The sequence below is a fragment of the Lutimonas sp. genome (assembly GCF_051011215.1).
Taxonomy (GTDB): Bacteria; Bacteroidota; Bacteroidia; order Flavobacteriales; family Flavobacteriaceae; genus Lutimonas.
This window is the reverse complement of record NZ_JBPCUJ010000100.1, coordinates 1-22,803: the sequence shown is the minus strand read 5'-3', so window position 1 is coordinate 22,803 and position 22,803 is coordinate 1. Positions and strand designations below refer to the sequence as shown.

The 22,803-nt window shown below is 38.5% G+C and carries 20 protein-coding genes; 14 read left to right on the top strand and 6 right to left on the bottom strand.

Annotated elements, in window-relative coordinates; all coding sequences use genetic code 11:
- Positions 1-10: 10 nt before the first annotated feature.
- The 9 genes from nrfD (at position 11) to ACR2MV_RS08760 (ending at position 7,816) form a co-directional block, all read left to right on the top strand.
- The gene (nrfD, locus tag ACR2MV_RS08800; protein ID WP_434021540.1) at positions 11-952 is read left to right on the top strand and encodes an NrfD/PsrC family molybdoenzyme membrane anchor subunit; all 942 of its coding nucleotides are present in this window, start codon (positions 11-13) and stop codon (positions 950-952) included.
- A 4-nt stretch (positions 953-956) separates the two neighbouring features.
- Positions 957-1,487, top strand: coding sequence for a YeeE/YedE thiosulfate transporter family protein (locus tag ACR2MV_RS08795; protein ID WP_434021539.1), 531 nt, complete (start codon positions 957-959; stop codon positions 1,485-1,487).
- A 15-nt stretch (positions 1,488-1,502) separates the two neighbouring features.
- The gene (locus tag ACR2MV_RS08790; protein WP_434021538.1) at positions 1,503-2,093 is read left to right on the top strand and encodes a YeeE/YedE thiosulfate transporter family protein; all 591 of its coding nucleotides are present in this window, start codon (positions 1,503-1,505) and stop codon (positions 2,091-2,093) included.
- Between the two features lie 11 nt (positions 2,094-2,104).
- Entirely contained in the window at positions 2,105-2,770 is a 666-nt protein-coding gene (locus ACR2MV_RS08785) for a rhodanese-like domain-containing protein (RefSeq protein WP_434021537.1), read from the top strand.
- Positions 2,771-2,807: 37 nt separating this feature from the next.
- The gene (locus ACR2MV_RS08780; protein WP_434021536.1) at positions 2,808-3,431 is read left to right on the top strand and encodes a rhodanese-like domain-containing protein; all 624 of its coding nucleotides are present in this window, start codon (positions 2,808-2,810) and stop codon (positions 3,429-3,431) included.
- A 441-nt stretch (positions 3,432-3,872) separates the two neighbouring features.
- Positions 3,873-4,874, top strand: a complete 1,002-nt coding sequence (locus ACR2MV_RS08775; protein WP_434021535.1) for a rhodanese-like domain-containing protein — start codon at positions 3,873-3,875, stop codon at positions 4,872-4,874.
- Positions 4,875-4,910: 36 nt separating this feature from the next.
- Positions 4,911-5,927, top strand: a complete 1,017-nt coding sequence (locus tag ACR2MV_RS08770; RefSeq protein WP_434021534.1) for a rhodanese-like domain-containing protein — start codon at positions 4,911-4,913, stop codon at positions 5,925-5,927.
- A gap of 17 nt (positions 5,928-5,944) precedes the next feature.
- A complete protein-coding gene (locus ACR2MV_RS08765) occupies positions 5,945-6,991 on the top strand; it encodes a porin (protein ID WP_434021533.1) in 1,047 nt (348 codons plus the stop codon).
- Positions 6,992-7,162: 171 nt separating this feature from the next.
- Positions 7,163-7,816 carry a Crp/Fnr family transcriptional regulator gene (locus ACR2MV_RS08760; protein ID WP_434021532.1) on the top strand — a complete coding sequence of 218 codons (654 nt, stop codon included), beginning with the start codon at positions 7,163-7,165 and terminating at the stop codon, positions 7,814-7,816.
- Between the two features lie 6 nt (positions 7,817-7,822).
- Here the strand turns inward: ACR2MV_RS08760 and ligA are convergent, their stop codons facing one another.
- Positions 7,823-9,823 carry an NAD-dependent DNA ligase LigA gene (gene ligA / locus ACR2MV_RS08755; protein ID WP_434021531.1) on the bottom strand — a complete coding sequence of 667 codons (2,001 nt, stop codon included), beginning with the start codon at positions 9,821-9,823 and terminating at the stop codon, positions 7,823-7,825.
- A 205-nt stretch (positions 9,824-10,028) separates the two neighbouring features.
- On the opposite strand from ligA, the gene sqr reads away from it, so the two are divergent.
- Genes sqr through ACR2MV_RS08735 form a run of 4 tightly spaced genes read left to right on the top strand, consistent with a single transcriptional unit; the run spans position 10,029 to position 12,829 of the window.
- Entirely contained in the window at positions 10,029-11,267 is a 1,239-nt protein-coding gene (gene sqr / locus ACR2MV_RS08750) for a type III sulfide quinone reductase, selenoprotein subtype (RefSeq protein ID WP_434021530.1), read from the top strand.
- A complete protein-coding gene (locus ACR2MV_RS08745; protein ID WP_434021529.1) occupies positions 11,264-11,953 on the top strand; it encodes a DUF1641 domain-containing protein in 690 nt (229 codons plus the stop codon). The genes sqr and ACR2MV_RS08745 overlap by 4 nt, the downstream gene beginning before the upstream one ends.
- 29 nt (positions 11,954-11,982) lie before the next feature.
- Positions 11,983-12,294: a TusE/DsrC/DsvC family sulfur relay protein gene (locus ACR2MV_RS08740; RefSeq protein WP_434021528.1), complete on the top strand. Its 312-nt coding sequence runs from the start codon at positions 11,983-11,985 to the stop codon at positions 12,292-12,294.
- Between the two features lie 31 nt (positions 12,295-12,325).
- Positions 12,326-12,829, top strand: coding sequence for a DsrE/DsrF/DrsH-like family protein (locus ACR2MV_RS08735; RefSeq protein WP_434021527.1), 504 nt, complete (start codon positions 12,326-12,328; stop codon positions 12,827-12,829).
- 98 nt (positions 12,830-12,927) lie between these two features.
- On the opposite strand, the gene ACR2MV_RS08730 is transcribed toward ACR2MV_RS08735, so the two are convergent.
- The 5 genes from ACR2MV_RS08730 to ACR2MV_RS08710 all read right to left on the bottom strand — a co-directional run bounded on the left by ACR2MV_RS08730 (position 12,928) and on the right by ACR2MV_RS08710 (position 22,013).
- Complete coding sequence (locus ACR2MV_RS08730) at positions 12,928-14,517, bottom strand: efflux transporter outer membrane subunit (protein ID WP_434021526.1); 1,590 nt, start codon at positions 14,515-14,517, stop codon at positions 12,928-12,930.
- On the bottom strand, positions 14,510-17,683 hold the full coding sequence (locus ACR2MV_RS08725; protein ID WP_434021525.1) for an efflux RND transporter permease subunit: 3,174 nt from the start codon (positions 17,681-17,683) through the stop codon (positions 14,510-14,512). The genes ACR2MV_RS08730 and ACR2MV_RS08725 overlap by 8 nt, the downstream gene beginning before the upstream one ends.
- A 5-nt stretch (positions 17,684-17,688) precedes the next feature.
- Complete coding sequence (locus ACR2MV_RS08720) at positions 17,689-18,843, bottom strand: efflux RND transporter periplasmic adaptor subunit (RefSeq protein WP_434021524.1); 1,155 nt, start codon at positions 18,841-18,843, stop codon at positions 17,689-17,691.
- A gap of 148 nt (positions 18,844-18,991) precedes the next feature.
- The gene (locus tag ACR2MV_RS08715; protein WP_434021523.1) at positions 18,992-20,437 is read right to left on the bottom strand and encodes a glyceraldehyde-3-phosphate dehydrogenase; all 1,446 of its coding nucleotides are present in this window, start codon (positions 20,435-20,437) and stop codon (positions 18,992-18,994) included.
- Positions 20,438-20,570: 133 nt separating this feature from the next.
- A complete protein-coding gene (locus ACR2MV_RS08710) occupies positions 20,571-22,013 on the bottom strand; it encodes a Do family serine endopeptidase (protein WP_434021522.1) in 1,443 nt (480 codons plus the stop codon).
- Positions 22,014-22,129: 116 nt separating this feature from the next.
- Between ACR2MV_RS08710 and dapF the strand changes: the two genes are divergently transcribed.
- Positions 22,130-22,803, top strand: a 674-nt coding sequence (gene dapF / locus ACR2MV_RS08705; protein WP_434021521.1) for a diaminopimelate epimerase, incomplete at its 3' end; no start/stop codon positions are given.

Below are 22,803 nucleotides of genomic sequence, written 5' to 3'. Positions count from 1 at the left end.
CTGAAAAATCATGCAAGAAGAACTATTTATAAGCGGACGAAATATCCCCAAAATAGACCCAACATTGGAAGTGTGGCACTTTCCTATCTCTCTGTATCTCTTTTTAGGAGGTATGGCAGCAGGAATTATATTCTTTGCCTCCTTGTTCACCATACTAAAACGCGAGAAACAGGTGCAAACAGCTATCAAACCTGCCATGATTGTTGTCCTTTTTGCATTAAGCATCGGACTCATTGCACTGTTCTATGACCTCACACATAAATTATATGTGTGGCAACTGTACACCACCATTCGACTGGAATCACCCATGTCATGGGGTGCCTGGGTCTTACTTTTTGTTACCATTGCGTCATTTTTATGGGTGTTTAGTTATTTTTCAGAGATCTTTCCGAAATGGAGTCTTAAAAACAAGTTCTTAAAAAATATTGAATCATTTCTGATAAAGAACAGAAGAAATCTGGCTCTTTTATTGTTGCCTCTTTCCTTAATTCTAGGTATTTATACCGGAATTCTTTTATCGGCTTTTAATGCAAGACCGTTATGGAACAACGCTATACTAGGACCTCTTTTCCTAATCTCGGGGCTTTCGACAGGAGCCGCATGTATTATATTATTCTCTAAAAGCCATGCCGAACGTACACTCTTCAGTAAAATTGATCTTGCATTGATCATTATTGAACTGGCTCTTATCGTTCATATGATCATGGGAATGTACGCAGGATCCGCAGTGCAGCTCGAAGCACTTGACATTCTCATCGGAGGAGAATATACCGTCATGTTCTTTGTATTTGTCATTATTCTTGGCCTGATCTTTCCTGCCATTTTAGAAGGTATTGAACTCCTAGGCTATAAGGTTCCCGTAATTATTCCCGCTGTTCTCATTCTAATTGGAGGGCTCATTTTTCGAATGGTCATGATCGAGGCAGGACAACTAACCAGATACTTATACTAAGCATATGGAAACATCAAATCAAAATAACAGACATATCTACTGGAACCCCTATTTTGGTGGCTTTCTGTTGGGTCTGCTCATCATCTTTACTTTCTACATTACCGGGAGAGGTCTTGGTGCCAGTGGTGCCGTAAAAAGTACTGTGGTTACAGTTGTTAACCAAGTGTCTTCTGAACACACCGAAAACAACGCCTACTATCAAAAATTCTTAAAACCTGAAACGTCCCCCATGAATAATTGGCTGGTATTCGAAGCCCTTGGCGTGATTCTGGGTGCATTTTTATCAGGAGCCATAACTGGTCGTATCAAATTAAAAACACAGCACTCCCCAAAAATCACTGCAAAGAGAAGATTGCTGTTTGCTTTAATAGGAGGATTACTTTTTGGTTTTGGAGCCCAAATAGCAAGAGGTTGTACCAGTGGAGCTGCCTTAAGTGGTATCTCGGTATTGGCCACAGCCGGATTTATCAGTATGCTTTCCATCTTTGGCACCGGATACTTAGTAGCCTATTTCTTTAGAAAAAACTGGATTTAATTAATATTGAAAACTATGGGACCGATCATACCAAATGAACTAATACCTGCAGAATGGAATTTCGTAATAGCAATTCTGATTGGAATCGCTTTTGGATTCATCATGGAAGCTTCCGGGTTTTCCTCTTCAAGAAAACTAGTTGGTGTTTTCTATGGATATGATTTTGCTGTGCTGAAAGTATTCTTAACTGCTACCCTTGTTGCCGTCATTGGTCTGCACTACATGGATTATTTACATTGGATAAACATGGATCAGCTATTTGTTCAACCGACCTATTTATGGCCTGCCATCGTTGGTGGCTTCATCATGGGGATCGGATTTCTTGCCGGAGGGTTTTGCCCTGGAACAAGTTTATGCGCTGTTGGTATTGGAAAAATTGACGGCATTGTATTTACCCTGGGGCTCTTTACCGGAATCTTAGCGTTTTCTGAATCTTTCGAATGGTTGAAGCCCTTTTATGAAGGATCATTTCTCGGCCATATCACGTTGGATGAAAGCCTGAATATGTCACCTTACCTGATCATTTTCATATTCACAATTGTGTCAATTATCGCCTTCTTCCTATCAGATCTTATAAGAAAACGAGTCGATAAAATTTTTTATTAAACTGAGTCATTATGTCAACAAGTTATAAAACAAAAAAAATCGTAGCGAAAAGAAGTTATCAATTCTTGGCTGTGCTGCTGCTCATCTTGGCAGGGACATTATTATTCCTTCCCAAGAATCAAAAACAAGAAGGTATTTCTCCTGAACTGTTTGTAAAAAACATACTGAGTACCGAACGATACATTGGACCCGATGTGCTTGCAGACAGAATGATCAATGAAGATCCTGTCTTGTTATTGGTTGACACAAGAACTTTTGAAGAATATCAGACCTTTAGCCTGCCCAATGCCATAAACATTCCCCTTACTGAAATTTTTAGTGAAGAATTAAATCCTTATCTGAATCAGGATATCTACGACGTGGTATTATTTTCAAATGATAATTTTACAGCGGATCAGGCCTGGATGTTATGCAATCGCATGTCTTACCAGCGACTTTATGTATTGCAAGGAGGTATAAATGCCTGGTTTGAAACCATCATTCATCCTGAGGCTCCGGCTCAAACCATGTCGCAGGAGGCCTTTGACCTGTATTCCTTCAGACGCGCTGCCGGCTCCTATTTTGGGGTAGCCAACGACACGCTTGAAATTGAAATAAAACCGACAAAAGCAACTCCCGTTAAAAAAGTGGTTACAAAACCCAAGAAGAAGAAAAGAATGCCTGAAGGTGGTTGTTAATTTCTCTTGGTCAGGATTAGTTTAATATGATAATAATATGAAAGAATTAGAAAAAACAAAACGAATCTCCATTTCAGCCACCTTATTTCTATTGGTCGTTGTTATTAGTTTGCTAACCTTCAAAAAACCTGAATTTGTATTCAGCCATAAAGCTGACAAGGTACTTGAATATACCGCCAGTAATTCACATGTAATTTCATTGGCTGACTATACCGTTCTTGACAAGACATCCTTTGTACTGCTCGATGTAAGAAATAGTTATGACTTTGCGAAAGGTCATATGGATCAAGCCATTAATATTCCGACAAATCAACTGCTTGATAAAAAGAAGTTGTTGGAATTAAGCCCTGAACCAGGTTCCCAACATCTTATTATTTATGGAAAAAATCCGGAGCAGGCAAATGCCGCCTTATTTCTATTGTATCAATTAGGTCAGGAAAATAGTAACGTATTGAGTATAACGACTCGTTATGATGATAAACAATTTCATATGCAGCCTGTTCAAGTAGGCAAGGCCAGCTTAGATTATGCATCTGACATGAAAAAAGCTCAAATTCAGCCTGTCAAAAAAATTCAGCCTAAAAAAGTGATAAGGCCTAAAAAGACAAAAGTAATTCCCAAACCGAAAAAGAAGAAGAAAATGCCGGAAGGAGGTTGTTGATTTCTTATCTCAGCAAGCTACTTCCGTGAGTTAGTTGATTGTTTTGTTCAGAGTCCCTCGTTCATTCGAGGGACTCATTTTTTATATATTATTCTGTTCATTTGACGTCTTTTTAAAAATTTTCAAGAATTTAATTTTGATAAAATGGTGGATTAAAGCCATTAAATACCTGTGTAAAAAAGAAGGCGTTCTACCCTGTCTAATTCCATCCGAATTGTTTCAAGAATATCATCACAACTAACTGTTAACAAGGCAATTAAACAACATCAAACAACAACATCATATTGTTATAATAGTTGCCAAAAAATGTGACAAATGATACAGAGTAAACTCATTATGTATTAACAATTCATGAGAAATATCATGTAAATCTGTCGGCTCTAAAATTATTTTTAAAGCAAGTAAAAACAGATAAACAATTGAATTTTAAAATTTTACATTATGAGAAAACTATCAATTATTCTCGTTTTATTAATCCTACCTGCCTCGATACTGGTAAGTAGTTTTAAAACTCCAAGTACTAGTACAATAAACAACACTAATCCACCATCTGAATTTGAAACCCTTTTAAATTACTTAGAAACCAACAGGGATTTTATTAATACAGACGCAGCACCTGCCCTGATACCGGCAGATGAGGTTAAAAAAAATCTGAAAAATCCGAAATATCTTCTTATAGATATTAGAAGCGCGAGTTGGTTTGAATATGGTCATATTAAGAATGCGACAAATGTTCAACCTTCAGATCTTTTAAACCATTTCGAAAAGAGTATTGTTCCCTCCGAGTTTGACAAGATTATTTTGATCTGCTATTCAGGGCAGTCTGCTGCGTATTTTACAAGCTTATTGAGAATTGCGGGTTATGACAATACCTATAGTATGAATTGGGGAATGAGCTCATGGAGAGTTGATTTTGCAGAAAACTCCTGGCTAAAAAACACCTCCGATGATTTTTCTTCAAAACTTGAGCAAACAACTCATGATAAGGCCACCAAAGGAGACAGACCAGAAGTAACCACAGGAAACACTGATGCTGAGGCCATTCTAAGAGCAAGATTGGAAATTGCTTTTGCAACACCTTATAAAGAGTCGATTGTAAAATCTTCCAATGTATTTGAGAGCCCCAACGATTTTTATATCGTCGATTATAATGGTGCTGAAAGATATGCCAAAGGGCATATTCCAAATGCAAAACAATATGATCCACAGGGGTCATTGCGTTCATCAGCGGATCTCTTCACGCTTCCTACAAATAAAAAAGTACTGGTGTATGGCCCAACCGGGCAGGAAACTGCTTATGTGGTAGCCTATTTAAATGTACTGGGATATCAGGCAGGAAATTTAGCCTACGGAGGTAATAGTTTCATGCACAAACAACTAAAAGATAATGACTGGGAATCTTTCAGCAAGAAAGAGGTCAACATGTATCCTGTTATCGAATAATTACAACTCAACATATTTTCTAATAAACAAATGATTATGAAAAAAATAAATTTAATCGTAGTAGCATTATTATGCGTTCCTGTGTTCCTTTTAAGTTCTTGTGACAGAGGTGATGATATCAATCCTGAAAACCCAATCTTAAAGCCTGCCTTTGAGGTGATGACCGATTATATGATGGACAATGATCTCGATCTTACCAATATACTAAGTGGTCCGGGAGGGGAAGTCAAATTTGTTTCTGGTGCTCCTGCGGCAGCAGATCTAGATGCTTTTTTGAATAAGTACAGTATCCTTGACATACGAAGTCTGGAAGCCTTTAACACCAGCCATATTGAAGGCGCAAAACAAGTGGCTTTTGCAGATATTTTAAAAGAAGCGGATGCCGCCAGCAAACAAGTACTGGTTGTTTGTTATACGGGGCAAACTGCATGTTATGCAGCTTCATTATTACGTATGGCAGGTCATAGCAATGCACAGGCTCTTAAATGGGGTATGTCAGGATGGAATACAGAAACTGCAGGTTCCTGGTATAAAAATACAGGAGACGAAGCAAACGGACATACGAACTGGGCTGCTCATAATGCTCCAGACGCCCTTACTTTTGAAGACCCAGTATTTGATATTTATTCAACCGATGGTGCTGAAATTCTTAGACAAAGGGTCGAGGCAGTCATTGAAGCAGGATTTAAAACCGCCAAGGGTACAGATGTTTTAAACAGTCCAGACAATTACTTTATCAATAATTACTTCAGTGATACAGATTACGGCAATTTTGGTCATATCAACGATGCCTACAGAGTAAAAGAAGAATTAAAACTTGATGGAGGTGGTTATAAAGGGCTGGACTCAGATCCAAATGCAAAAGTAATCACCTACTGTTATACAGGTCAAACTTCAGCCGTAATTACTGCATGGCTTCAGGTTTTAGGTTACGATGCCTATAGTATGACTTTTGGAATGAATGGAATTTATCATTCAAATCCGGCATGGGGTCCTAATCAATGGGGAGTTGGATCTTCAGTTCCTAAGGAATTACCACTTATCAAAAATTAATCTTCAAATAAGATAACATGAAAAAATTTATTTCGATATTCATCGTACTGATGATTAGTATGCTCACATATCAGGTGCAGGCACAGGGTTGTGATGCGGAGGATCCCAATGACAGTATTGCTCCAGCAAAAATCAAAGTATTCGGTTTTCTACAACCAGAATACAACTATACTCTTTCGGATCCTGCTGAAAGCACCTTCAAATTCAGAAGAGCAAGGCTTGGTGTAAGAGGTCGTGTATTTGATGACTGGTCCTACTATTTTATGCTCGAAACAAGCCCTTTTATTGGTGGCGTAGGTAGTGCCTATCTTATGGACGCCTTTGTGACCTGGGACAAATACAATTGGGCCAGAATCGCGGTTGGTTCATACAAGCAACCTTTTGGACGTGAAGTGCAAACGGCCTGTAATGCCTTAATTACAATTGACCGCGCCATTGTATCAGACCAATTAGTGGTTCCACAGAGAGATTATGGTATCTCCGTTTGGGGTGGCAATGTCAATACCAGACTAAATTATGCGGTAGCTGTTATGAATGGTAGTGGCCTTAACAAAGTAGACAACAATAATAAAAAAGATATTATTGGTAGAGTTACCTATAAGGTTCTTGACTTCATGACCATTGGAGGTAGTTTTAGATATGGTTATCCAAAACTAAACAATGATGAGGACAGCAGAACTACCGTTGGTGGTGAAATACTTTTTGACATCAATAATCTGCATATCCAGGGGGAATATATCTATGACGAGGGTGCCTATGACCCGGGTGCTGACACAGGTTGTGGATCCGAACCTCTTACGTTGGGAGAAAGAAGAGATGGAGCCTACGGTATGATATGGTACGACACCAAATGGAACCTCCAACCAGTTTTTAAATATGAATTCTTTGATCAAGATCTTGATTTAAAAGATGTGCCTTACCGATACAGCGAGAGAATGACCATAGGTCTTAATTACTTCTTTAATAAATCTATTAGACTTCAAGTTAATTATCAGGCTAATATTGAAACTGTCATTAACGAGGACAATGATAAATTCCTGGCACAAATTCAAGTAGTTTTCTAACTATTTATTTGTTTTACTTGAATGTAGTCAGAATCGATTTTGGTGGAAAACTCCTTGGCATTTGTCAGGGAGTTTTTTTTAAGTAATAAATGTTACGGCATGACAAATATCCTATTTATGCATTGAAGATTAGCTTAGTTTTGTGATAATATTGATTTTAAGCGCGCAAAAATGAATACACAAGAAGTTATACTGAGAGAAAAAATAGGAGAATACTATGGCTCTATATTTGAAAAAGAGCTGGTAGAAGAAATCGTCAAAGTCGGATTTATCGATAAGTACAAACACGGTGAGATTTTAGTCGATATAGGTGAGAACATGAGTCATATACCCTTGATATTGAGTGGTGCCGTTAAGATTATCAGAAGAGAAAAAGAAGGTGAGGAATTGGTCTTATACTTCCTTGAAAAAGGCGATACCTGCGCTATTTCATTTATCAATTGTATCAATAGAAAGGAGAGCATATTTAAGGCAGTCGTAGAGAATGATACAGAGGCAATCTTTCTTCCTGTGGAACACGTTGATGATTGGCTTGCGAACTATAAAACCTGGAGACATTATATTATCGACAGCTATCACTTCAGACTCATTGAAATGGTAGAATCTATTGATGGTTTGGCTTTTATGAACATGAACCAACGCCTGTTAAAATATCTGGGAGACAAAGCGAAGATTAACCAGGATGTGAATCTGGATATTACACATCAGGAAATCGCTGACGATTTAAATACATCAAGAGTGGTGGTAACGAGGCTCTTAAAACAGCTCCATAGTGATGGCAAGGTGTACTCAACCAGAAATAAGGTACAGGTTTTAGAATTTTAACGATTCTTATTTGATCATATCTAAATAGTGCTGCTCCGTTATTATGGAAATATCGAGTTTTTCAGCCTTGTCTTTTTTGCTGGGCCCCATGTTATCTCCTGCGATAATAAAACTGGTCTTTTTAGAAATTGATCCGGTCACCTTCCCCCCATTATCCTCAATGGACTTTTTTAATTCGTTCCTGCTGAGTACGTGAAAAACACCTGACACTACAAACACCTTCCCTTTTAATTTCTCAGTATGATCGGCAAACTGCGATTCATCCAGCGCCAATTTCAATCCATAATTTCTAATTCTTTCCACCAATTCTCGATTGCCTTCATCTTCAAAAAAGCTAAGAATACTTCTTGCAATTCGCTCCCCTATCTCATCTACTGCCGTTAGGTCTTCAAAAGAAGCAGTCATTAAAGCGTCAATGTTCTTATAGTGTCTTGCTAATTTTTTAGCCACAGTCTCTCCAACAAAGCGAATTCCAAGAGCGAACAATACCTTTTCAAATGGTATTTGCTTGGAAGCCTCAATCCCCGAAATCATGTTGGCAGCAGATTTTTCAGCCATCCTTTCCAGAGGCATCAATTGCTCTTTCTTGAGTTCATAGAGGTCAGCAAAATTATGAATCAATTCATTTTTAAATAACAACTCTACCGACTCTGCTCCCAATCCGTCAATATTCATTGCTTTTCTGCTGATAAAATGCTGTATACGGCCCGTAATTTGGGTGGGACATCCAAATTCATTTGGACAATAATGTTTGGCATCTCCTTCTTTTCTGACCAATTCAGTCTGACAATCCGGACAATGTGTGATGTACGTGATGGGCATAGCTTCTTTCGATCGAGCTCCAAGATCCACTCCCACAATTTTGGGAATAATTTCACCGCCCTTTTCAACAAATACGCGGTCCAGTAATCTTAAATCAATTTTCTCTATCTGGTCGGCATTGTGTAAGGAAGCTCTTTTAACAATAGTACCCGCCAATTCTACCGGCTCCAGGTTTGCCACTGGGGTAATAGCTCCGGTACGCCCCACCTGATATGTCACTTCGTTTAAAATGGTACTAGCCTGTTCAGCCTTAAATTTATAGGCCAAAGCCCATCGTGGTGCTTTGGCTGTATATCCAAGTTCATCCTGATGAAAAAGACTATTAACTTTAATAACTACCCCATCTGTTTCATAAGGAAGCTCGTGCCGCTTCGTATCCCAATATTCTAAAAATTGAATAATTTCGTCAACATTCTTACATAATTTGATTGTTTTAGGGACTTTAAATCCAAGCTTAGACGCGTACATCAAGGTATCATAATGTGTTGTAAAAGGATTATTGTCGGCAACAACCTGATACAATAAACAGTCCAAGGGTCGATTGGCAACCTCCGCACTGTCTTGAAGTTTTAAACTACCACTGGCCGTATTTCTTGGATTTCTATAAGGATCCTCCCCGGCTTCCAGTCTTTCCGCATTCATCTTTTCAAAACCTGCCAAGGGTAAAATGATCTCTCCCCGTATATCAAATGACCTGAGCCCACCATCTTTTAAAACCAATGGGATAGACCGTATTGTTTTAATATTGGCAGTAACTTCATCTCCCATAAATCCATCCCCTCTTGTGACCGCTCTTTCAAAAGCGCCATCCTCATAAGTCAGATTAATAGAAGCCCCATCGTATTTCAATTCACAGGTAAATTCAAGTTCTACGTCTCCCAGAATTTTCTGAATCCTTGTTTCCCAATCCAAAATATCTTCTTTTGAATAAGAGTTGTCCAAAGAATACATTCTGTTTTTATGCGCAACAGTATTAAAATTTTTGGTGATAGCTCCACCAACTCGCTGACTCGGAGAATTGGGATCATAAAACTCAGGGTGTTTTAATTCCAATGCCTCAAGTTCTTTTAATTTCAGGTCAAAATCATAATCAGAGATCGTCGCTTCATCAAGTACATAATAGCTATAATTATGATTTCTAAGTTCTTGTCTCAGTTCTTTAATCTTATTCTCAATTGCTGTCATCGAATCATACTGTATTTGGAGTTTTAAAAATAGGTCTTTTTTTTAGTTCCACCCATTAAAGAGATTTTATATAACAAAATTATTGAATCCTTATGTTACATAAGTTACTGAAAATAGACACTTTACGCACATTTCTATGACATTGGTCACATTCTGAAAAAAAACCTCGCTCTATCTTTGTCCTATAATTAATAAGACAAATATTATGAAGAAGTTAGTGATTTTAGGAGCCGGAACTGCCGGAACTATGATGTTAAATAAATTACACCATGAATTAGAAAAAGAGGAATGGGAAATCACAATTGTTGATCAATACAAAACACATTATTATCAACCTGGCTTCTTGTTTATACCTTTTGGTATTTATAACAAACGAGATGTGATCAAACCTAAATATGACTTTTTCCCTCCAGGCGTTAATGTGATCTTTAGTCCTATTGACAAAATAGTTGGAGAAGAAAATAAAGTATTGCTCGATGACGGTAAGGTTCTAAATTATGATTTTCTAATCATCGCTACAGGTACTGAAACAAGACCATCGGAAACCGAAGGTCTTCAGGACAAATTATGGTATAAAGATATTTTTGATTTTTATACCGTTGAAGGTGCCGTTGCACTTCAGAAACGATTCAAAGATTGGGAAGGTGGAAAACTCGTCATGTGTATTCCTGAGTTGCCTTATAAATGTCCGGTAGCCCCCATAGAGTTTGTTTGTCTGGCAGAAGCCTATTTTGCAGAAAGAGGCATGCGAGACAAGGTTGATATCACCTATGTCACCCTGATGTCCGGAGCATTTACAAAACCTGTGGCATCGAAGGTACTGGGTGACCTGTTGGAAGAAAAAAATATCAAGGTAGAGGCCGACTTCTATTTGAGCCATGTTGATAATGAAAATAAGAAAATTGTTTCTTACGATGATCGTGAATTGGATTTTGACATCCTTACGATCGTACCTGTAAATATGGGATCAGACATGATTGAAAGAAGTGGTTTAGGAGACGACATGAATTATGTACCCACAGACAAACACACCTTGCAGTCTAAACAATTTGAAAATATTTTTGTGATTGGAGATGCGGCAAATATCCCCACTTCCAAAGCTGGATCAGTAGCGCATTTTGCAGCGGAAATTTTAACTGAAAACTTACTTGCAGCGATGGAAGGCAGAGAATTACCGGCAAAATTTGACGGTCATGCCAATTGTTATATTGAAACAGGATACGGTAAAGGAGCTTTGATCGATTTTAATTACGAAACCGAGCCACTACCAGGTACGTTCCCACTCCCTGGCATTGGGCCATTTGGTCTTCTGAAAAACACCAAAATGAATCATTATGGTAAAATTCTTTTCAGATGGATCTACTGGCACATTTTACTGAAAGGAAAAGAACTACCCATCGAGGCTGATATGACCATGGCCGGTAAAAAAAGAGTGACGGTATGAAAACGATAGTAGAAGATACAAATGTTCAAATGCAGATAGATGCACTTGATAAAAAAATGGACCTGATACTGGGCTATGTACAACAGCAAAATCTGCAAACCAAAATGGTGGAAGATCTTGTAAGTGACCTGAGTATTGTTGGAAAAGATGCCTATGATTCGACGGTGGCAGAACTTGACAAAAGACAAGTGGAACTGGATCCTTCTGAATTGACTGGACTTGCCGTATCCTTTTTAAGAAATGTCGGTAATATTAAGACTGTCATGGACACCTTGGAAATGGCAGTTGATCTGGGAAAAGAAGTAGGCCCTATTGCAAATGAGGTGATCATTGATTTTACCAAACAAATGCATTCACTAGAGCAAAAAGGATATTTCGATTTTATTAGAGAGATAGGACCTGTAATAGACAACGTAGTGAAAGGCTTCAGTCCTGAAGATATCAAAGAACTGGCCAACAGCATCGTATCCATATTATCCATTGTGAAAGAAATGACACAACCGGAGGTATTGAATACCATGCAAAATGCCATCAAAGCTTTTAACAGTATGGAAACTGAAAGCGTTCCTTCTTATTCAGTATGGAAATTGATGAAGGAAATGAACAGTCCGGAAATGAAAAAAGCTCTGGGTTATGGAATCACATTTATGAAGAATGTCTCCAAAGACGTAAACATTGAAAAATAAAAACAATTAATAAACTAAAAAATAATAATATGGCTTTACAAACAATCGCAGGAGCACAGGTTAATGTTTCAGAGGAAGGATACCTTGAAAACATGGAACAATGGAATGAAAACATCGCTAAGGAAATAGCAGGTGAAATCGGTATTGAATTGACTGAAAAACACTTTGAAGTTTTAAACTATCTGAGAGAAAAAACAGAAGCAGGTGAGTCTCTAACGATACGAAAGGTTGGTAAATCAGGAATCACGGATATTAAAGGATTGTATAAATTGTTCCCTAAAGGGCCTTTGAAATATTCTTCCAGAATCGCGGGTATTCCAAAACCAGCCAGTTGTGTATAATTAAATCTAAAGTTCATTAAAAAATAAAATTATGAGTTCAGAAGAAAAAAAACCATTGGAAAAAGTGTGTATCATCTGCGCCAAAGGATCTTTGGAAGATGTTTATGCGACACTTGTAATGGCCAATGGAGCTGTAATGGAGGGAATAGAAACCAATGTATTTTTCACCTTCTTCGGCCTAGATGGTATTACTAAAGAAAGAATGAATGGTTTGCATACGGCAACCACAGGAAATCCTGCCATGCGTATGCCAGGAGGCTTACCTTTTCCTACAATGTTAGGAGGATTACCTGGTGTTGAAGCAGGCGTGTCCAAAATGATGCGTACACAAATGGAGGAATTAGATATGCCACCGGTTGATGAGTTTCTAGAAATGATAACGGCAGGCGGTGGAATGATCTACGCTTGTAAGTTAGCTGTTGACATGTTTAAACTTGAACAAAAGGATTTACATGAAGAGGTTGATTCAATTATTACCATTGGAGATTTCTATGGCCTGTGCGATGGAGATCGTACACAGATTATTTTTACCTAAAAATAATTTCCAATAACCTTAAAATGGTTTGGTAAATAGGAGTTAAAAAAAGAGCGGCTAAGAATAAGTTTCAGCCGCTCTTTATTATTTTTTCCAGATTATTTGGCCTGTCGAGCCGCCTTTCTCATTTCACGTTCTCTTTGATTCAGTTCTTTTCGCTGTTCTTTTCGTTGCTGTTCCTGTTCAGGTGTTAAGTAATAGTCCACTAATTGACCTGCATAATAGAGGCTATCACGGTCGATCTCAGATTCATCTACATTTAACTCGTCTGCCACCTGCAAGGCATATCTTTCCAGTTCAGCTTCCGTAACCCATCCCCCTCCAAGTGATTTATAAAGTCCTATGTAGGCACTAAGCAAACGCTGATAGTTTTCTGCATAACTCAGACGTGCTTCAAATTCCTGTCGCTGATTCTCGATCACCTCGAGGTAACTTGTTACACCTTGATAGTATCTCTGTCTTGACAAAGAACTCGCATTTTCCGCTGCCCCTAACTTATATTCATTGGCGCCCAATTCATCCCTAAGGGTTTGTAAAGAGATTAGCGAATTATCTACCTCTAGCAGTGCTGTTAAAACGGTGTTCTCATAGGAGAAAAGAGACTGGCGAGCGATTTCCCGTTCAATATCCACACGACGAACATTTTTACCCCATTCAAACAAAGGTCCTAAAAGACTTACTCCTGCACTCCAACCCAATCCATTACTTAACAAATTTGACAGATCATTGGATCCAACACCCAACAATCCTGTTAAACTAATTGCCGGAAATCTCATCGCCTGTGCAACACCTATTCTTGCGTTCTGTGCTCGGTATAACTGGGCAGCTTCCATAACATCCGGCCTTCTGGCCAATAACTCTGATGGAATTCCATGAGGAACGGTATCAGGGACTTGGTACTCAATAAGCGTCTTTGGTGTAATGATACTACTAGGGTTTCTACCCAACAGGATACTTAAATTGTTCTCAGCAAAACCAATCTCTCGCTTAAAGGTAGGTACTGAAACCTGAGCAATAGCCTTCTGAATTTGTGCCTGATTCACGTCTATAATATGTGTATACCCTTCATCAAAGCGCGCTTGAATGATCTGCAACGACGTATCCCGCGAAGCCAGTGTTTTTTCCGAAATATCGAGCCTGGTTTGAAAATCCAGTAATTGAAAATAATTGATAGCAACTTCACTGATCAAAGCAACCTCAATCGCACGTTTCCCATAAAAAGAGGCCAAAAGTTCAGCCTGTGCCGCCTCGTTACCTCTTCGAAACTTACCCCAAAAATCCAATTCCCAATTTAAGGTAGCATTCGCTCCATAGGTCTCCAGGTTCTGGTCAAGAGGTTGACCGAATAACTGATTTTGAACTCCAGCACTCGCGTCAACACCAATTTTTGGGCCCATGTCCGCTTTATTGAACTTAAAATTTGCGCGTGCCTGTTCAATTCGACTTGCTGCTATTAAAAGGTTTCTATTCTCTCGAAGGGCTGTATTAATCAATGTATCAAGCGTAGGGTCATTAAAAATCTCCCACCACTTGAAATTAATGATACTATCCGTTTTTTCAGCGGCAAACCTAAAGTCAGTAGGGGTTGTGTCTTCAGGCTCCACGTAATTGGGACCTACCTTACAGGAAACTATAAACAACATCGTCATAATTCCCAGCGTACCGTATATAATAAGTTTCTTAGTCATCGCTTTCTGTTGATTTATGTTCCAAGGCCATGGCCTTTTCACGTTGTTTTTCATAGCCAAAGATTTTACCAATAAAAATAAATAACATAGGATATAAGAAAACGCCTAAAAACGTAGCTAAACTCATTCCTCCAAGCAGCGCCATTCCCATAACTTTTCTGGCTTCTGCCCCGGATCCTGAAGCAATCACCAATGGAAATACACCTAAAATAAATGAAAAGGCTGTCATCAATATCGGCCTGAATCGAGATTTAGATGCGGCCATTGCGGCGTCAAATAAACTTAATCCTTTTTTAAACTCGTCATTTGCAAATTCTACTATCAAGATGGCGTTTTTCGCTGCCATTCCTATTAACATTACAAAAGAAACCTGGGCAAAAATATTGTTTTCAAAAGTCGGGCTGAAGAACCGTGCTGCCCATAAGGCAAACAAGGCTCCAAAAATAGCAAATGGAGTCCCCAATAAAATACTAAAGGGCAGAGACCAACTTTCATATTGTGCCGATAAAATAAGAAAAACAAACACCAATGAAAATGTCAAAATCATCATCAAAGACCCAGAAGCCTTTTCTTCCTGAAAAGACATAGCGTTCCAGGCATAATTCATATCAGCCGGCAATACTTCTTCCGCCACCTCTTTTAAGGCTTGTCTGGCTTGATCAGAAGTAAATCCTTCAGCTGGCCCACCGGTAACTTCCACCGACCTATACAAATTAAATCGGTTTGTATAGTCAGGACCCGAAGTTGGTGTTACAGTTGCTACTGTTCCTAAGGGAACCATTTCATCTTTATTATTTTTTATGAAAAAATTACTTATCTGAGACTCATCAACTCTATATTCAGGTTCTGCTTGAATATAGGTTTTATATAATCTACCAAACCTGGTGAAATCATTGACATAGGTTCCTCCCATAAAAGCTCCAACCGTAGTATACAGATCATTTAACTTAATTCCCAGTTTTAAGGCCTTTTCCTTATCAATATCCATAAATCGCTGGGGAGTTGTTGCCTGGAAGGTTGTGAATGCACTCCCTATTTCTGGCCGGGCATTAGCCGCCTGCAGGAATTTCATCGTAGTTTGAGCGAGATAATTTGGATCATTACCTCCTCGGTCCTGCAACATGATACTAAATCCCGAACCATTTCCTAAGCCAGGAATTGCAGGTGGGCCAAAAGCAAAGACTTGTGCCCCTTTTATTTCACTGATAAGACGGGCATTCACTTTTTGTATCATTTCCTTTACGGTAATGTCTCTTTCTGACCAATTCCGAAGTGTGACAAACATAAAGCCATTGTTTGGAATATTAGAACCACTAAGCATACTATAACCAGTGGCATTCAAGACAAATTCAACGTCTGGATACTCTAGTAATATTGTTTCTATCTCTTCTGAAATAGCACCAGTCCTTTGAAGTGAAGCTGCATTTGGTAATTGAATATTAACATAAAAATATCCCATATCTTCTTCAGGAATAAATCCACCAGGCACCAGGCTTCCAAAGACACCCGCACCTACAGTCATCAAAAGAATAAAAATGACACCTCTCTTAATTTTTCGACCAATAATGTTGGTCATACTCATATACGCATCGGTACTTTTATCCATCCCCTTATTGAACTTACCAAAAAACCAACCCAAAGGACCTCCATAAGGAACCGGCTTTTTCAACAGTAAAGAACAAAGAGCTGGGCTCAAAGTCAAAGCATTAACAGAGGAAACAATTACCGAAACCACAATAGTTATAGCAAACTGTTGATAAAGAAGACCGGTTATACCAGCCATTCCTGCTACCGGAATAAATACAGCAATCAGCACCAGGGTGGTCGCAATTACCGGAGCCGTCACTTTGTTCATCGCATCCAAAGTGGCCTCTTTTGCATTCATACCCTTCGCGATATTCACCTGAACGGCTTCAACCACTACAATGGCATCATCCACTACGATCCCTATCGCCAGAACCAGCCCTAAAAGGGAGAGCACGTTAATTGTGAACCCTAATAATGGGAAAAATATAAATGCTCCAACCAAAGAAACCGGAATTGCCAAAGTAGGTATTAGTGTAGCCCGCCAATCCTGAATAAAAATAAATACTACCAATACCACCAAAATAAGGGCAATAATTAAAGTGACAACGATATCTTTAATACCTGCAGTTATCGGAAGTGTTGTATCCAAACCAACCTCATATTTTACGCTTTCAGGGAATCCTTTTGACAATTCATCCATTTCCACAATAATCTGCTCAGCTAATTCCACAGCATTGGCACCAGGAGATTGATAAAGCGCAATAATTGCACAAGTTTCCGCATTACTTCGTGGTATCATACTATAGGTTTCCACTCCTAAATTAACCGTAGCTATATCTCCAATTTTTACTTGTGACCCATCTGAATTTGTTCTTATGACTATAGACTCGAACTCTTCAGGTGAATTAAATCTTTCAGGTAATCTTACAGTATAGGTGAATTCTGTCCCGGGAGGTGCAGGTTCCGCCCCAAATTTTCCACCGGGAACAATCACATTTTGCTCATTAATGGCATCCATGATTTCAGGGACTGTTATCCCCATTTGAGCCAAACGGTCTGGCTTTACCCATATTCGCATAGAATAGTTGGCAGCACCCATAACATCAACTCGACCAATTCCTTTGACCCTTGCAAGTTGATCTTTAATATTAATCAAGGCGTAATTACCCAGAAAATCCTGATCATATCGACCATCAGAAGTAAGGGTTAAAGCTAACATGATATTGGGTAATGACTTCTTTGTGGTAACTCCATACTTCGTAACCGAAGCAGGTAATTTCGCAGATGCCGCTGAAACTCTGTTTTGAGTCAATACAGTATTCATATCAGGATCAGTCCCAACATCAAATGAAACCTGAACAACCATGGTCCCATCATTCGCATTGGTTGATTTCATATAAATCATATTATCAACACCATTTACTTCCTGTTCAATTGGCGTTGCAACAGATTCTTCAACACTTATCGCATTTGCACCAGTATATGTTCCCCGAACCTCCACCATTGGAGGCGTTAAATTTGGATATTGTTCAACAGCAAGACCAATCAACGAAACTGATCCTACAATAACAATAACAATTGCAATTACCATGGCCACAATAGGGCGATGTACAAAGAAATTTCCTTTATTATCTGCCATAACTCTTAAGATTGAGGCGTTTGTTGACTCACAAATTTCTTCAATTGAGGAACAATTTCCATTCCTGATCTGGCTTTTTGAATTCCTTCCAAAATTATCTTATCACCATTTTGCAATCCTTCTTGAATGATATAGAATTCGCCAACCTTATCAGAAACATCAATCGTTCTACTTTCTAAGATATTATCATTATTCACAAGCATAACGGAAAATTGACCCTGAAGTTCTTTCGCACATTTTTGGGGAATAACAATTGCATTGTCATCCTGACGAACACGTATCCTTACACGTGCAAATTGTCCCGGTCTGATCAGGCGTTGAGGGTTTGGAAAAGTGGCTTGAACCAGGATCGAGCCAGTAGAAGAATCAATGCTACGATCAATAAAATCGACAATTCCTTTTTGATCATATAATGAACCATCAGCAAGAATTAATTCTAATTCAGCCCTTGCATCTCCCTCAACTCGACGCATTTCCATCTCTTCTTCTGTTAAGTAAGCCCGAGCCAGTTTTAAGTAATCCTGTTCAGTCAAAAAGAATTGAACTCTTATGGCGCTCAACTGAGAAACTGTATTCAATATAACCGGATTAGGATCCTTTCCTACAAATTCACCTTCCCTGGCATTCGTCTTTCCAATAATTCCGTCTATAGGGGCATACATCATGGCATAGCCCAGATTTATTCGTGCAATCTCCAAATTCGCTTTGGCAGCTTCCAAAGAAGAAATGGCTGCATCGCGCTTTGCGACAGCCATATCTAACTCCTGTTCACTCACCGCAGACATTTTTGCCAAAGGAGCTATTCTGGCCAGATCATTTTCAGTCTGAACCAACACGGTTTTCTCCTGAGCCACGAGACTGTTTTTTGCTGCAACCTCTTGCTCAAAAGGATCTTGATCAATCGTATACAATAGTTGGCCTTTTTTGACCCTTTCACCTTCCTTAAAATGGATTCCTTCTAAAAACCCTTCAACACGGGCTCTGATTGGTATATCTTTTTCACCATAAATCTGACCAACAAATTCTTCATAAATAGGTACGGACTTAGTTTCAATTTCATAAACCTGAAAAGGCTGGGGAGGCATAGCTTCTTGTTTATCTCCTTTAGAACAGGAGAAAATTAAAGCCGAAAATAAGAACAAGGAGTAAATTTTTTTCATAGGGGTTAATTTAAGTACTTCATTGATATAAAAATAAACAAATATCAGGCGCAATTCACCAAATCATTTATTTTGACATCTTAAAAAATCAAAAATAGTACTTAATAAACCCAATATCAAATATTACAGCAAGTAAAAATGATAACATTTAATAATATGCAAACCTTCTGACCTTCGAAATATACTTCGCCAAGCCCATGACCTGATGACTATATCCATATTCATTATCATACCAAACATACAATATGGCATGATCCCCCTCTTTGGATACAATGGTTGCGTGACTGTCAAAAATGGCCGGTTCAAGAGTACCCACTATGTCAGCAGAAACAAGTTCATTACTCAATGAGTACCTTATCTGTTCCACCAAACTGCCTTCGAGTGCATATTTTTTCATAATTGCATTCAGGTCCTCCTTGGAGGTGTGACTATGCAGGTTTAGGTTTAAAATAGCCAAAGAACCATTCGGCACGGGGACACGTATGGCATTTGAAGTTAATTTACCGCTTAATTCCGGAACGGCCTTTGAAACTGCCTTTCCCGCGCCTGTTTCCGTAATCACCATATTGAGAGCTGCGGCCCTGCCTCTGCGGTATTTATTATGCATATTGTCAACGAGATTCTGATCATTGGTATAGGCATGTATGGTCTCTATGTGACCATGCTTAACCCCCAATGTATCATTGATTACTTTTAGTACAGGCGTTATGGCATTGGTGGTGCACGAAGCAGCAGAAAATATGCGATGCTCATCCGGATCAAATTTGTTTTGATTCACACCATATACTATATTCGGTACATTCCCTGTGCCCGGTGCTGTAAGCAAGACCTTATCAACTCCTTGTGCCTCTAAATGTCTGGATAATTCTTCTTCACTTCTAAAGGCTCCTGTGTTATCGATGACCAAAGCTTCGTTTATTCCATAAGACAGGTAGTCCGGATCTTCCGGTTGATTCGCTGAAATTACAAAAACAGGGGTACCATTAATGATCAAGGCCTTTTGGTCTGCATCAACTTTTACAGATCCTTTAAAATAACCATGAACCGAATCTTTTCTGAGCATAGAAGCTCTTTTTTCAAGAACTTCTTTGGTAATTTCACCTCGGGTCACAATGGCTCTTAACCTCATTTGTACGCCTTTTCCAGTGCGGGACATCAGCTCTCTTGCCAACAATCGACCTATTCTACCAAATCCATAAAGGATCACATCTTTGGGTTTGATTCCGTTACCGTTTTTTGCTCCCGCCAACTTTCTTTCGACAAAACTATCGATATCCGCTTCTTCTGTCAGATGCATCACATAGGTCAGTTTACCAATGTCAATTTTTGATGGCGGCAAATCCAATTTCATGATCTTTTGAGCAATCATCAACATCTGAGACATTGAAATCGGTTTTTGAACAAATTCCTTAGAATAATCCAGTAAATTTAGAATCTGACTTACATTTCTGTCTATTAACTGATTTCTGAAGAGAAACAATTCAATATTGTTTTCATACCAAAGATCACTGATCACTTTGATCAGTTCAACAGTCATTCTTCTTTGCTCAACTTGCTGAGACAATTGCTCTTCGTAACTCTTTAACAATTTCATATTAATAGGTGTATATTAGTAAGAACGTAAAAATATGTCTTTATTATATGTAATTCACAAAAAAAACCACTCAAATTGAGTGGTTTTTAATAAATCTTTAAAATCAATACTAGTAAAAAGACTTTTTATATAATTAGTTTGTTGGAACCCTTATATATCCTTGTTTTCCGCTTTTTGTAAGTATCTGCAATTCAAAGTAATCTTTGTTTTGGTACTTCTTCAGCAATTGATCAACTTCTTTTGCATTCGATACTTTTTGATCTTCAACAGCCAAAATAATGTCGCCACTGCCTACTCCATAGGTTCTTTCAATCACCCCATTCTTTAAGTCGACAATTTTTACTCCATAATCAATGTCATACCTGTTGGCCTCACTTTTTGATATTGGCTCTAACTGACCAATAAAAAATTGTGAAAAATCTGAGTTTTCAAACTTATATTTCCCAAATTGGTTTCTTAATTTTAGAGATAGAATTTTTTCCGATTCATTTCTCAATATGGTCGTTTGTACTTCATCACCAGGTCTTTTTGAACCTAAAAAACCTTGCAGATCCGAAAAATTTGAAATTTTCACATTGTCCATTTTCACAATGATATCATTGGCCATCAGGCCCGCTTCCTGAGCTGCACCCTGGTCCAATACTCTTGTAATTAAAACACCTTCGGTACTCTCAACTCCAAATTCACTGGCTTTCGCACTGTTTAATTCTTCATAATTAATTCCCAAATAAGCCCTCTGCACATTTCCAAATTCCAGGATATCTTCAATCACTTTTTTGGCAATATTCGATGGTACTGCGAAAGAATAACCAATATAAGATCCTGTTTGAGATGAAATTGCTGTATTAATGCCAATGAGATTCCCTCTGGTATTCACTAAAGCACCTCCGCTATTTCCCGGATTTACGGCTGCATCGGTCTGGATAAAGGATTCTATCCTTTTATTATTATTCATAATATTGATATCCCTTGCTTTGGCACTAACAATACCTGCTGTAACAGTTGAAGTCAGGTTAAAGGGATTTCCAACGGCTAACACCCATTCACCAACACTTAAGTGATCTGAATCGCCAAATGGCAAATAAGGTAAATCACCCTTATCAATTTTTAAAAGAGCTATATCTGTACTTTCATCTACACCAATAACTTCCGCCTGATAGGACTCTTTTGTATTCAAGGTTACTTCCAATTTTCGAGCCCCCTTTATCACATGGTTATTGGTTATGATATATCCATCTGAAGAAATAATCACTCCGGATCCTGAGCCAACTACCTGCCTCCCGGATCCTCCTGTATCTCCATAGAAAAATTCCATTAAAGAATTAGATCTCGATCCAGTACTAATATTTTTTACGTGCACGACCGCATGAATGGATTTTTCCGCAATAGCCGTGAAATCTGTTTTTTCAGCGGCAGCAATCCTATTGGATTCATAGCTGGTCGCTAAGGTATTTGGCATCTCTAAAGTTTGAGTATTTCCTTCTACCTTTTGCTGTTCGAAAAATGTGATATAAGTACCTAAAGTCAATACTCCTCCCAATGCCGAAACCATTAAAATTTTAAAAAAATTTTTCATAAGTATTCAATTCTTTATCTTCAAACTCAAATTTATAAAGAATAATCTCAAGTCCTAAGCACTTTAACTATACTTTAACAAGAGCAAATTCTTTCAAGAATTCCTACATTTGCAATATGAAATTAGAGTTTTTTAAATACCAGGGAGCCGGGAACGATTTTGTGATCGTTGACAATCGAAATGATTCTTTTCCCAAAGATGAGTACCCGCTTATCCGGAAGTTATGCGATCGGAAGTTTGGAATTGGCGCTGATGGATTCATGCTGCTGGAAAAAGGCAATAATGTCGATTTTAAAATGTCTTACTACAATGCTGATGGTCATCCCGGATCAATGTGCGGCAATGGAGGAAGGTGCATTGTATCCTTTGCGGAATCGCTGGGTATTTTCAAAAAATCAACAAGGTTTGAAGCATTGGACGAGCTGTATGAAGCTACAACAGATGGAGATCAGGTGAGCCTAAAAATGGTAGATGTTCAAAACATCGAAACATTTGATAACCATGTATTTCTGGATACCGGCTCGCCGCATCATGTTACTTTTGTTGAAAATCTATCTGATTACAATGTAATTGACGAAGGTAGAAAAATACGAAACGGAGCCCCTTATTATGAAACAGGCACCAACGTGAATTTTGTTGAAAAATTAAATGATAACACCTTTGGTGTCAGAACCTATGAAAGAGGCGTAGAAAATGAAACCTTAAGTTGTGGGACAGGAGTTACGGCTGTTGCACTGGCGAGCTTTCATCTGGAAAAAACTTCAGAAAAAAAGGTCCACATAGAAACACC

Excerpts from the sequence above, each read along its gene's own strand:
- ACR2MV_RS08745 (WP_434021529.1), top strand. The coding sequence starts at position 11,264 with ATGAAAACGATAGTAGAAGATACAAATGTTCAAATGCAGATAGATGCA.
- ACR2MV_RS08715 (WP_434021523.1), bottom strand. The coding sequence starts at position 20,437 with ATGAAATTGTTAAAGAGTTACGAAGAGCAATTGTCTCAGCAAGTTGAG.
- ACR2MV_RS08775 (WP_434021535.1), top strand. The coding sequence starts at position 3,873 with ATGAGAAAACTATCAATTATTCTCGTTTTATTAATCCTACCTGCCTCG.
- ACR2MV_RS08760 (WP_434021532.1), top strand. The coding sequence starts at position 7,163 with ATGAATACACAAGAAGTTATACTGAGAGAAAAAATAGGAGAATACTAT.
- sqr (WP_434021530.1), top strand. The coding sequence starts at position 10,029 with ATGAAGAAGTTAGTGATTTTAGGAGCCGGAACTGCCGGAACTATGATG.
- ACR2MV_RS08780 (WP_434021536.1), top strand. The coding sequence starts at position 2,808 with ATGAAAGAATTAGAAAAAACAAAACGAATCTCCATTTCAGCCACCTTA.
- ACR2MV_RS08720 (WP_434021524.1), bottom strand. The coding sequence starts at position 18,843 with ATGAAAAAAATTTACTCCTTGTTCTTATTTTCGGCTTTAATTTTCTCC.
- ACR2MV_RS08725 (WP_434021525.1), bottom strand. The coding sequence starts at position 17,683 with ATGGCAGATAATAAAGGAAATTTCTTTGTACATCGCCCTATTGTGGCC.
- ligA (WP_434021531.1), bottom strand. The coding sequence starts at position 9,823 with ATGACAGCAATTGAGAATAAGATTAAAGAACTGAGACAAGAACTTAGA.
- ACR2MV_RS08740 (WP_434021528.1), top strand. The coding sequence starts at position 11,983 with ATGGCTTTACAAACAATCGCAGGAGCACAGGTTAATGTTTCAGAGGAA.
- ACR2MV_RS08770 (WP_434021534.1), top strand. The coding sequence starts at position 4,911 with ATGAAAAAAATAAATTTAATCGTAGTAGCATTATTATGCGTTCCTGTG.
- ACR2MV_RS08795 (WP_434021539.1), top strand. The coding sequence starts at position 957 with ATGGAAACATCAAATCAAAATAACAGACATATCTACTGGAACCCCTAT.
- ACR2MV_RS08710 (WP_434021522.1), bottom strand. The coding sequence starts at position 22,013 with ATGAAAAATTTTTTTAAAATTTTAATGGTTTCGGCATTGGGAGGAGTA.
- ACR2MV_RS08735 (WP_434021527.1), top strand. The coding sequence starts at position 12,326 with ATGAGTTCAGAAGAAAAAAAACCATTGGAAAAAGTGTGTATCATCTGC.
- ACR2MV_RS08790 (WP_434021538.1), top strand. The coding sequence starts at position 1,503 with ATGGGACCGATCATACCAAATGAACTAATACCTGCAGAATGGAATTTC.
- nrfD (WP_434021540.1), top strand. The coding sequence starts at position 11 with ATGCAAGAAGAACTATTTATAAGCGGACGAAATATCCCCAAAATAGAC.
- ACR2MV_RS08730 (WP_434021526.1), bottom strand. The coding sequence starts at position 14,517 with ATGACTAAGAAACTTATTATATACGGTACGCTGGGAATTATGACGATG.
- ACR2MV_RS08785 (WP_434021537.1), top strand. The coding sequence starts at position 2,105 with ATGTCAACAAGTTATAAAACAAAAAAAATCGTAGCGAAAAGAAGTTAT.
- ACR2MV_RS08765 (WP_434021533.1), top strand. The coding sequence starts at position 5,945 with ATGAAAAAATTTATTTCGATATTCATCGTACTGATGATTAGTATGCTC.